General features: G+C 56.1%; 10 protein-coding genes. 8 read left to right on the plus strand and 2 right to left on the minus strand.

The features are described from left to right. Positions 1-101 precede the first annotated feature (101 nt). The 8 genes from U2949_RS16270 (at position 102) to U2949_RS16305 (ending at position 6683) form a co-directional block, all read left to right on the plus strand. The gene (locus U2949_RS16270) at positions 102-959 is read left to right on the plus strand and encodes a LysR substrate-binding domain-containing protein (RefSeq protein ID WP_026485348.1); all 858 of its coding nucleotides are present in this window, start codon (positions 102-104) and stop codon (positions 957-959) included. Between the two features lie 157 nt (positions 960-1116). Beyond that, positions 1117-1440: an ArsR/SmtB family transcription factor gene (locus U2949_RS16275; RefSeq protein ID WP_026485347.1), complete on the plus strand. Its 324-nt coding sequence runs from the start codon at positions 1117-1119 to the stop codon at positions 1438-1440. 89 nt (positions 1441-1529) lie between these two features. Continuing rightward, positions 1530-2819, plus strand: a complete 1290-nt coding sequence (locus tag U2949_RS16280; RefSeq protein WP_026485346.1) for an arsenic transporter — start codon at positions 1530-1532, stop codon at positions 2817-2819. 22 nt (positions 2820-2841) lie between these two features. Then, positions 2842-3273, plus strand: coding sequence for an arsenate reductase (glutaredoxin) (gene arsC / locus U2949_RS16285; RefSeq protein ID WP_026485345.1), 432 nt, complete (start codon positions 2842-2844; stop codon positions 3271-3273). Then, positions 3242-3976: an arsenical resistance protein ArsH gene (gene arsH, locus U2949_RS16290; RefSeq protein WP_407654198.1), complete on the plus strand. Its 735-nt coding sequence runs from the start codon at positions 3242-3244 to the stop codon at positions 3974-3976. The genes arsC and arsH overlap by 32 nt, the downstream gene beginning before the upstream one ends. Positions 3977-4122: 146 nt before the next feature. Beyond that, the gene (locus U2949_RS16295; protein WP_026485343.1) at positions 4123-4791 is read left to right on the plus strand and encodes a response regulator transcription factor; all 669 of its coding nucleotides are present in this window, start codon (positions 4123-4125) and stop codon (positions 4789-4791) included. Continuing rightward, entirely contained in the window at positions 4788-6179 is a 1392-nt protein-coding gene (locus tag U2949_RS16300) for an ATP-binding protein (protein ID WP_051316461.1), read from the plus strand. Before U2949_RS16295 ends, U2949_RS16300 begins: the two co-directional genes overlap by 4 nt. 96 nt (positions 6180-6275) lie before the next feature. Then, a complete protein-coding gene (locus U2949_RS16305; RefSeq protein WP_026485341.1) occupies positions 6276-6683 on the plus strand; it encodes a YgiW/YdeI family stress tolerance OB fold protein in 408 nt (135 codons plus the stop codon). 294 nt (positions 6684-6977) lie between these two features. Here the strand turns inward: U2949_RS16305 and U2949_RS16310 are convergent, their stop codons facing one another. Beyond that, on the minus strand, positions 6978-8207 hold the full coding sequence (locus U2949_RS16310; protein WP_035275640.1) for an aminotransferase class I/II-fold pyridoxal phosphate-dependent enzyme: 1230 nt from the start codon (positions 8205-8207) through the stop codon (positions 6978-6980). Positions 8208-8214: 7 nt separating this feature from the next. Next, the gene (locus tag U2949_RS16315) at positions 8215-8610 is read right to left on the minus strand and encodes an MFS transporter (RefSeq protein ID WP_321288848.1); all 396 of its coding nucleotides are present in this window, start codon (positions 8608-8610) and stop codon (positions 8215-8217) included. Positions 8611-8673: the final 63 nt, after the last annotated feature.

An 8673-nucleotide genomic window follows, 5' to 3' on the forward strand; every position in this document is an offset into this window, starting at 1 on the left:
TTTCTTGTTTGAACATTCGCTCTCAGGATTTCATTATTGATAATCCTGTGCTAATTTAAAAACGATAAATCCTGTGCTATTTCTGTGAGTTTTCATCGATCATGCAAATCCCTAATCTCACGGCCTTCCGCTACTTCGACACGGCCGCCAAGGCAGGCAGCTTTGTGCAGGCAGCCCAGCTGCTGCATGTCACTCACGGCGCGGTCAGTCGCCAGATTCGGGCGCTGGAAGAATCTTTGGGGGTAGAACTGTTTGAACGGCGCAATCGAGCTGTATTTCTGACACAGGCAGGCCGCCAGCTTTTGCATGTGACCGCGCCCATGTTCGAGCGCTTGGAAGACGTGGTGTATCAGTTGCAGCAGACACAGCGTGAACATGCGCTGGTCGTTTCCTGCGAGCCCACCATTGCGATGAAATGGTTGATACCCCGACTGGGGGATTTTCATACTCTGCACCCCAATATCACCGTGCATCTGATTACAGCCGGAGGGCCAGTGAATTTTGCTCAAATGGGAGTGGATCTGGCCATACGCCGTGACGACTTTCATTGGGCAGACTCGGTCTGCGGCCTGAAGTTGTGCGAAGAAATGATAGGCCCGGTCTGCCAGCCCCACTATCCTCACACCCAGGACACGGCCAAACAGGTGCTGATACAAAGCAGCTCCCGTCCGCAAGCTTGGGCCACCTGGGCGCGACTTAGCGGCCAAGTTATACGCTCTGCCAACAAGCTGGAACTAGAGCATTTTTATTTATGTATCCAGGCCGCCCTGTCCGGACAGGGCATGAGCATTGTGTCGCGCCTGATGGTGCAAGATGAACTGCAAAGCGGGCAGCTCATTGCCCCGCAAGGATTCATTGCGGACGGCTCGGCGTACTACCTGCTCTCTGCCCAGGCTCTGGATCAAAACCCGCGTGCGGAAATATTTGCCGACTGGTTAAGTGAGCAGTTGGCGGCTTAAGCCTTTTACTGGCGGCAAACAGCAAAATGGGCCATACGCGCTATACCAGAACATCATCGTGACTTTGTCTTTCAAATAGATGGGCAGTCTGCAAAAGTACCGTGCTTGGAAATCAAGAGTTTATTCAACAATTCTTGAATTGTTGTATTATTCCCCCATGGAAGAATCTCAAGTTATCCGCTCCCTGGCCGCCCTGGCCCACGAAGCCCGCCTACGGGTTTTCCGCGCACTGGTTGTTGCCGGCCCCCCCGGACTGACACCCGGCTCTCTGGCCGAGCAGCTAGGCATTGCCCCCAACGCCCTGTCCTTTCATTTGAAAGAGCTGAGCAATGCCGGGCTGATCCACGCCGAGCGGCAAGGTCGCAATCTGCTCTACAGCGCCACCTTTCCCGCCATGAACGATCTGCTTACTTATCTGACCGAGAATTGCTGTCAGGGTCAAACCTGCCTCCCCACGCAAGACCTGTGTCAGAACTGCTAGAGCGCCGGACACTTGATATCCGCGTCCTGCAAAAACCACTCGGAACTTCACTGCCTTGCTGGCTATCCCCCTGATCAGAGCACTCCGTCATGCTTCTTGCTGTACTCATTTTCATCGCTACCTTAACCCTGGTGATCTGGCAGCCCAAAGGTTTGGGCATTGGTTGGAGTGCCTCTTTAGGCGCAGTTGCTGCCTTGCTGTCTGGCGTCGTGCACTGGACTGACCTGGCCCTGGTCTGGAATATCGTCTGGAACGCCACCGCCACATTTGTCGCCATTATCATCATCAGCCTGATCTTGGACGAGGCAGGTTTTTTTGAATGGGCCGCCCTGCATGTCGCCCGTTGGGGAGCCGGTAACGGGCGCAAGCTCTTTGCCTTTATCGTGATTCTGGGCGCGGCAGTCTCTGCCCTGTTTGCCAATGACGGGGCCGCACTGATTCTGACGCCGATTGTCATGGCCATGTTGCTGGCCTTGGGCTTTTCACCAGCAGCAACTCTGGCTTTTGTCATGGCAGCCGGTTTTATTGCGGACACAGCCAGCTTGCCGCTGGTCGTATCCAATTTGGTGAACATCGTCTCTGCCGACTACTTCAAACTGGGCTTCACGGACTACGCTGCCATCATGGCACCGGTCAACATCGTGTCTGTACTGGCCAGCCTGGTCGTTCTGATGCTGTACTTCCGTCGCGACATTCCCGCCCACTATCGCCTTGAACAATTAAGAGCGCCTGCTGAGGCTATCAAGGACAGGGCCAGTTTCAAGGCTGGCTGGATTGTGCTGGCGTTATTGCTGACAGGCTTTTTTGCACTGGAACCCCTGGGTGTCCCCGTCAGTGCGGTTGCCGCAACAGGCGCCATCATTTTGCTGGCGGTTGCCGCCCGTGGCACAGTCATCAGTACGCGAAAAGTGCTGCGTGGCGCCCCCTGGCAAATCGTCGTGTTCTCGCTGGGCATGTATCTGGTGGTTTACGGCCTGCGCAATGCCGGGCTAACCGATTACCTGGGCTTATTGCTGGATCAGTTCGCCCAAGCTGGCGTGTGGGCGGCGGCCATGGGTACCGGCGTCCTGTCTGCGCTGCTGTCCTCGGTGATGAACAATATGCCCACGGTCCTTGTCACCGCCCTGTCCATTGACGCTTCCAGCGCCGAGGGCATCGTCAAGGAAGCCATGATTTACGCCAACGTCATTGGCAGCGATCTGGGCCCGAAATTCACACCTATAGGCAGTCTGGCCACCTTGCTGTGGCTGCATGTCCTGGCCCAGAAAGGCACAAAAATCAGCTGGGGCTACTACTTCAAAGTGGGAGCCATCCTGACCACACCCGTCTTGCTGATCACCCTGGCAGCCTTGGCGCTGCGACTGGGTATCGACCACTAAACCCTGATATCAAGATCGCGCCATGACAGACATCATCATCTATCACAACCCCGCCTGCGGCACTTCGCGCAACACCTTGGGCCTGATCCGCAATAGCGGACAAGAACCCACCATCATCGAGTATCTGCAAACACCGCCGGACCGCAGCACGCTGACTAAGTTGATCGCAAACTGTGGCCTGAGCGTGCGTGAAGTCCTGCGACAAAAAGGTACGCCCTATGAAGAACTCCGGCTCGGCGACCCGAAATGGAGCGATGAACAGCTGATTGATTTCATGTTGCAGCACCCGATTCTGATCAACCGCCCTATTGTTGTCACACCATTGGGAACGCGCTTGTGTCGCCCCTCGGAACAGGTGCTGGAGATACTTCCCCAAGCACAACAAGGTGCCTTCCGGAAAGAAGACGGCCACGCCGTTATTGATGAAAAAGGACAAAGAATTGAGCAAGCCTGATTTACCCAATCTGGACGAGCACGCATTTAACACTCCAGATATGGCAGAACTGCTGCCTCCAGCACGCGCCACAAACCCACCTCGAATTCTGCTTTTATATGGTTCCCTGAGAGAACGCTCCTACAGCCGCTTTCTGACGCAAGAAGCAGCACGGCTGCTGGAAGCAATGGGCGCAGAAACCAGAATTTTCGACCCGCAAGGCCTGCCCCTGCCCGATAGTGCAACAGAAGACCACCCGAAAGTGCAGGAGTTGCGCCAACTCGTGCAGTGGGCCGAAGGCATGGTCTGGACATCGCCCGAGCGCCACGGTGCCATGAGCAGCGTTCTGAAAGCACAAATTGACTGGATACCTTTAAGCATCGGTGCTATACGCCCAACACAAGGCAAAACACTGGCCGTGATGCAAGTGTCAGGCGGCTCGCAATCCTTTAACGCCTTGAACCAGATGCGGGTTCTGGGCCGCTGGATGCGCCTGATCACTATCCCCAACCAGTCTTCGGTTGCCAAAGCCTTTCTGGAATTTGACGAAGAAGGCCGCATGAAACCTTCGTCCTACTACGAGTGCGTGGTGGATGTGATGGAGGAACTGATGAAGTTCACCTTGCTGACGCGTGACTGTGCGCAGTATCTGGTGGATCGATATAGCGAGCGCAAGGAGACGGCGCAGGAGCTGTCTGCACGGGTACAACAGCGCAGCATCTAGCGCGCCAATCAGAACGGAAAACACCTCGCTGCGCTTTTCAAAAACACACAGTCGCTATACAAACAAGGTAGGGGCTTGCCCCTGCTTTACCTCATACCCCGCAGCAACATCAGTTTCCCTTCATCTTTCCCTGCCAGGCTTTGCACATGCGTATTCTCTTAATCGAAGATGATCCTTCGCTGGGCAGTTCCCTGCAGTCCTGGCTGCATCTGGACGGCTATGCTGTGGACTGGTTACAACGCGGCGACCAAGTGGCCACGGCCTTGGCAACTCATACCTATCAATGCATCTTGCTGGATCGGGGCTTGCCTGGTCTGGATGGCGACGCGGTCTTACGCAGCCTGCGAGGGGCCAATGGATCTCACGCACAGGTGCCCGTCATTGTGATCACTGCCCGCGATACCTTGGCTGACCGGGTGCAGGGCCTGGATCTGGGCGCGGACGACTATCTGGTCAAACCGTTTGATCTTGAAGAGCTGTCCGCGCGAGTACGTGCGGCCTTGCGCCGCAGTGCCGCCCAAGCCTCTCCCCAATGGCGTCACGGTCCCGTCGCCATTGACCCGACAGCCAAGCGCGTCACCTTGAACGACAAACCTGTGGCCGTAACAGCGCGCGAATTCGCTGTTCTGCAAGCCTTGATGCACCATCCCACCCATATTCTGAGTCGTGCCCAGCTTGAAGAAGCCCTTTATGGCTGGAGCGAAGAAGTGGAGAGCAACGCTATCGAAGTACACATCTACAATCTGCGCAAAAAACTGGGCAGTGACTTCATCGTCACTGTGCGTAATCAAGGCTACGTTCTGGCACCCGCATGAAAAGCCTGCTTCAGAAACTGACGAGTATCCGCTCTACCGCCAAGTCCCCGGTGTCACGCCCGAAAGGCTGGTCCTTACGACGTCGCCTGCTGCTTACCGTCATGGGCACCAGTATTGGGCTATGGCTGGTCAGTCTGGCCATCGTAGTCGGAGTGGCCTGGCACGCAACCGGCGATGTGCTTGATGATGCCCTTGAAGAAGGGGCGCGTCTGGTACTGATGCTGGACCCGCAAGAGGCGCAGGCTTCTGCCAATACTACAGACACAAGACTGAACCGTAACGCGGCTCTCAAGCTGCGCATGTATTACCAGCTCGTGTCCGCCGACGGCCGCGTACTGCTGCGCGGCGACGACACCCCAAAAACGGCTTTTATCCCCCAGGCGAAACGCAAGCAAATCACCACTGTCTGGGTTGATGACGAACTCTGGCGGGTTTACGTCCGCCCCGGAACGAGAGGGGTCACAGCCCAGGTCGGCCAGCCTATGGAAGAACGCCTGGAGCTGCTTGAAGACATGGCCGAGAACCTGGTTTGGCCCGCAGTAGGACTACTGGCGCTGCTGGGCCTGTCCAGCTGGTTCCTGATCCGACGCCTGATGCGTCCTTTGGAGGACACGGCTAAACGCATCAATTCCAAATCGCCCGATGACCTCACTCCTGTAGAAGGCGGAAATCCCCCACGCGAGCTGCAACCCATGCTGAATGCATTGAATGCGCTCATGGCACGCTTGTCTTCAGCACTGGAAAGTGAACGGCGCTTTACGTCCGATGCCGCACACGAACTGCGTACGCCCTTGGCCGGACTGCGCATGCGCGTTCAACTGATTGAGCGCGAGCTGCACCTGCCTGAAGCCCATCTGCAGCAATTGCGTGCAGACCTGGACCGTTGTACCGCCCTGGTAGAAAGCCTGCTCGCCCTGACGCGACTGGAGCCGCAGGCCGAACCCTTGAAGCGTGAAACCGTAGACCTGAATCAGGTCCTGGACAGTCTGATTCCATCCCTGCCCTCGGCATCCATAAACATGGAAAGAGCCCTGGCCGTCACAAGCGTACAGGCTGCGCCGGTGCTGTTAAGCAGCGCTTTACGTAACCTGATTGGCAATGCCATTCGCTACGGCGGCGCAGGCGTCCGAGTACGGATCGAAACAACACGCAGACACGATGGCGGTGTACGACTTGCGGTCCGAGACAACGGACCTGGCGTTCCCCCCGAACAACGGCCCAGACTGGGAGAACGCTTCTTTCGCGTATTGGGCACCGGCCAAACAGGGAACGGACTGGGCTTGTCCATCGTGGCTCGCATCGCGGCCTTGCACGAGGCCAGGCTATCCTTTGAAGATGGGCTGGACGGCCAGGGTCTGAGTGTCGTGCTGGATTTCCCACCCACTTAAGTATCTTAAGATTGCCTTCAGGTTCGGGGGGTCTAATAAAACCATTCCGCAATCGGCGGAACATTGACCCGATAACCCGATACAGGAAACCCAATCATGCGATTCACTTTACCCACTCTTGCCGCCGTACTTGCTCTGAGCGCCACCACTGCCCTCGCGCAACCAGCCAACTACACAGGCCCAAGCAATGCCCCTCAAGCCGCCACGGCTGCCGGCTCCTACTCCGGCCCTAACAATGTGCCGCTCATGACCGTCAAGCAGCTCCTGGAAACCGGCCGCGACGATCAAATCGCGCGTTTGCAAGGCCGTCTGGTGTCGTTTGAAGGTGATGAACGCTATATTTTTGAAGATGCCACCGGCCGTATCACGGTAGAGATCGACAACAAGGACTTTCCGGCTGGTCAAACCATCAGCGCCGAACAGAAAGTGGAGCTGACGGGCGAATTCGACAAAGGCCTGCGCAAAACCGAATTTGAAGTCGACCGCCTGAGCCTGATTCCTTGATCCTGCCTGGTCTAATGCCCCAATGAAACGGGTGCCGGGCAAGCTAAAATCAATTGGCTTATCCGGTACCAGGCTCCCGGTCAGCCATCACCCGCATAAGCCACCAAAAGCGAGGCCGTCAATCCGGCGGTCGCTCAAGGTGGCAAAATCAATCGGCAAGCTCAGCAACAGAGCCATCAAGCTGATAACAAGATACCGAAACCATTGCCTGGAGCGTCGCCCGCTATCTGACAACACCAGCGCATGGAAAGTCAGTACGACAGAAAACAATAACGTCAAAAACATCTGTCCCCCTCATTCCAGCGTCTCAAGCAAGGAGCACCTCTGCAAACTCTCATGCTCCTGGCCCAGAGAAATCCGTAGTGCCCAATCAATATCCTGCTGCAAATCGCCAAGCGACTCCAAGCCCACAGACAAGCGCACGAGATTGTCCCCAATCCCACAGTGCATGCGATCCTCCGGCGACCAGCGTCCATGTGTCGTTGATGCCGGGTGCGTGACCATGCTGCGTGTATCTCCAATATTGGTGGCAATTGAAATCAGCTGCAAAGCGTCCATGAAAGCCCAAGCCTCTTTTTGGCTCGTGCCCACTTCAAAGCTGACCACCCCTCCAAAGCCGGCCTGTTGCGCGCAAGCGATTTCATGGCAGGGATGCGACTCCAGGCCCGAATAGAACACTGCGCCTACATTCGGATGCTGATCCAGCCAACGCGCTATCGACAGTGTGGTGGCACTGATGTGCTGCATACGCAGCTCAAGCGTCTCAAGACTCTTGAGCAGTAACCAGGCATTCATGGGACTCAGGCAGGCTCCTTGCGACCGTAACACCGCCCGCAGAGGCTGCATCAATGCCTCGGCCCCACCTACCACGCCAGCAATGCACCGACCTTGGCCATCCATATACTTACCGGCAGAATGCAATACCAGATCCGCACCTTGCCTTAATGGCCGCTGCAAAACAGGCGTCAGCATGGTGCTGTCTACCAGAAGCAATGCCCCATGGGCATGAGCCATGCGTGACAGCCGGGCAATATCGGCGACATGCTGCATTGGGTTTGCTGGAGTTTCAACAATAAGCAGGCAGGTAGCGCTATCGATCGCCTTTTCCCAAGCGTCGTAATCCAACATGCCAACGACGCGCACCTCCACTCCATAAGGGGAAAAATGCTGACGCAACATCGTCAGAGTCGTGCCAAACACATCACGTGCGCACACGATATTGCGACCACTCGCGGCAAACGCCATCACCACCGCTGACAATGCGGCCATGCCGGATGCAAACGCTACCGCCGCTTCAGCCTCCTCCAGAAAAGCAACCCGCTGCTCGAACGTCTTGACTGTTGGATTGGTAAATCGACTATAGACATTACCCGGCTCCGTCCCGCCAAAACGAGCGGCTGCCTCACTGGCTGAACTGAAGCAATAGGCAGAGGTCAGTGCAAGCGGCTCGCAAAAGCTGTCAGAGACATCGATACCCTGTCCAATCCTGAGCATTTGAGTAGCACCTTGGTCATTGAACATCATGGAGATCTCAGTTGAATTCAGATTGAGTCCGTCGAAACGCAACAGACGACAGAAAGAGTGAAGAAACACCGGCAATCGCGGTCAGCATGGCCAAGACCATGACTGTGGCCTGATAGCTACCCAAACGGTCATAGCCGTAAGCACCTAATTGGGCAGACCCAAAAGCGCCGATCTGGTGAACCAGAAAAAGCATGCCAAATACCTGTCCCTTGACGGCGCCTCCATAGCGATCCAGGCAGATCGCTGAGGTCAAAATGACCGTTCCGAGATAACTGGCCCCAAATACGGCAGCAAATACATAAGTCGTCACTATCCCGGAGGGAGCCAATAACAAGCTCATGGCCAGACAGCGTAGTACGTAGAATGCCGCCAGCAGCCGATGCTGGGAGAAGCGCAGCGCCAACCAGCCAGCCGGCGTCTGTCAAGGCAGTTGGAACCTGATTCATGCGGCCTCTAATACTGGATC

The organism is Alcaligenes phenolicus (genome assembly GCF_032063905.1).
Classification (GTDB): Bacteria; Pseudomonadota; Gammaproteobacteria; order Burkholderiales; family Burkholderiaceae_B; genus Alcaligenes; species Alcaligenes phenolicus.

Bases quoted from the DNA above. Each gene is read 5' to 3' on its own strand.
- arsC (WP_026485345.1), top strand. From the start codon at position 2,842: ATGACAGACATCATCATCTATCACAACCCCGCCTGCGGCACTTCGCGC.
- U2949_RS16270 (WP_026485348.1), top strand. From the start codon at position 102: ATGCAAATCCCTAATCTCACGGCCTTCCGCTACTTCGACACGGCCGCC.
- U2949_RS16300 (WP_051316461.1), top strand. From the start codon at position 4,788: ATGAAAAGCCTGCTTCAGAAACTGACGAGTATCCGCTCTACCGCCAAG.
- U2949_RS16275 (WP_026485347.1), top strand. From the start codon at position 1,117: ATGGAAGAATCTCAAGTTATCCGCTCCCTGGCCGCCCTGGCCCACGAA.
- U2949_RS16280 (WP_026485346.1), top strand. From the start codon at position 1,530: ATGCTTCTTGCTGTACTCATTTTCATCGCTACCTTAACCCTGGTGATC.
- U2949_RS16295 (WP_026485343.1), top strand. From the start codon at position 4,123: ATGCGTATTCTCTTAATCGAAGATGATCCTTCGCTGGGCAGTTCCCTG.
- arsH (WP_407654198.1), top strand. From the start codon at position 3,242: ATGAAAAAGGACAAAGAATTGAGCAAGCCTGATTTACCCAATCTGGAC.
- U2949_RS16305 (WP_026485341.1), top strand. From the start codon at position 6,276: ATGCGATTCACTTTACCCACTCTTGCCGCCGTACTTGCTCTGAGCGCC.
- U2949_RS16310 (WP_035275640.1), bottom strand. From the start codon at position 8,207: ATGATGTTCAATGACCAAGGTGCTACTCAAATGCTCAGGATTGGACAG.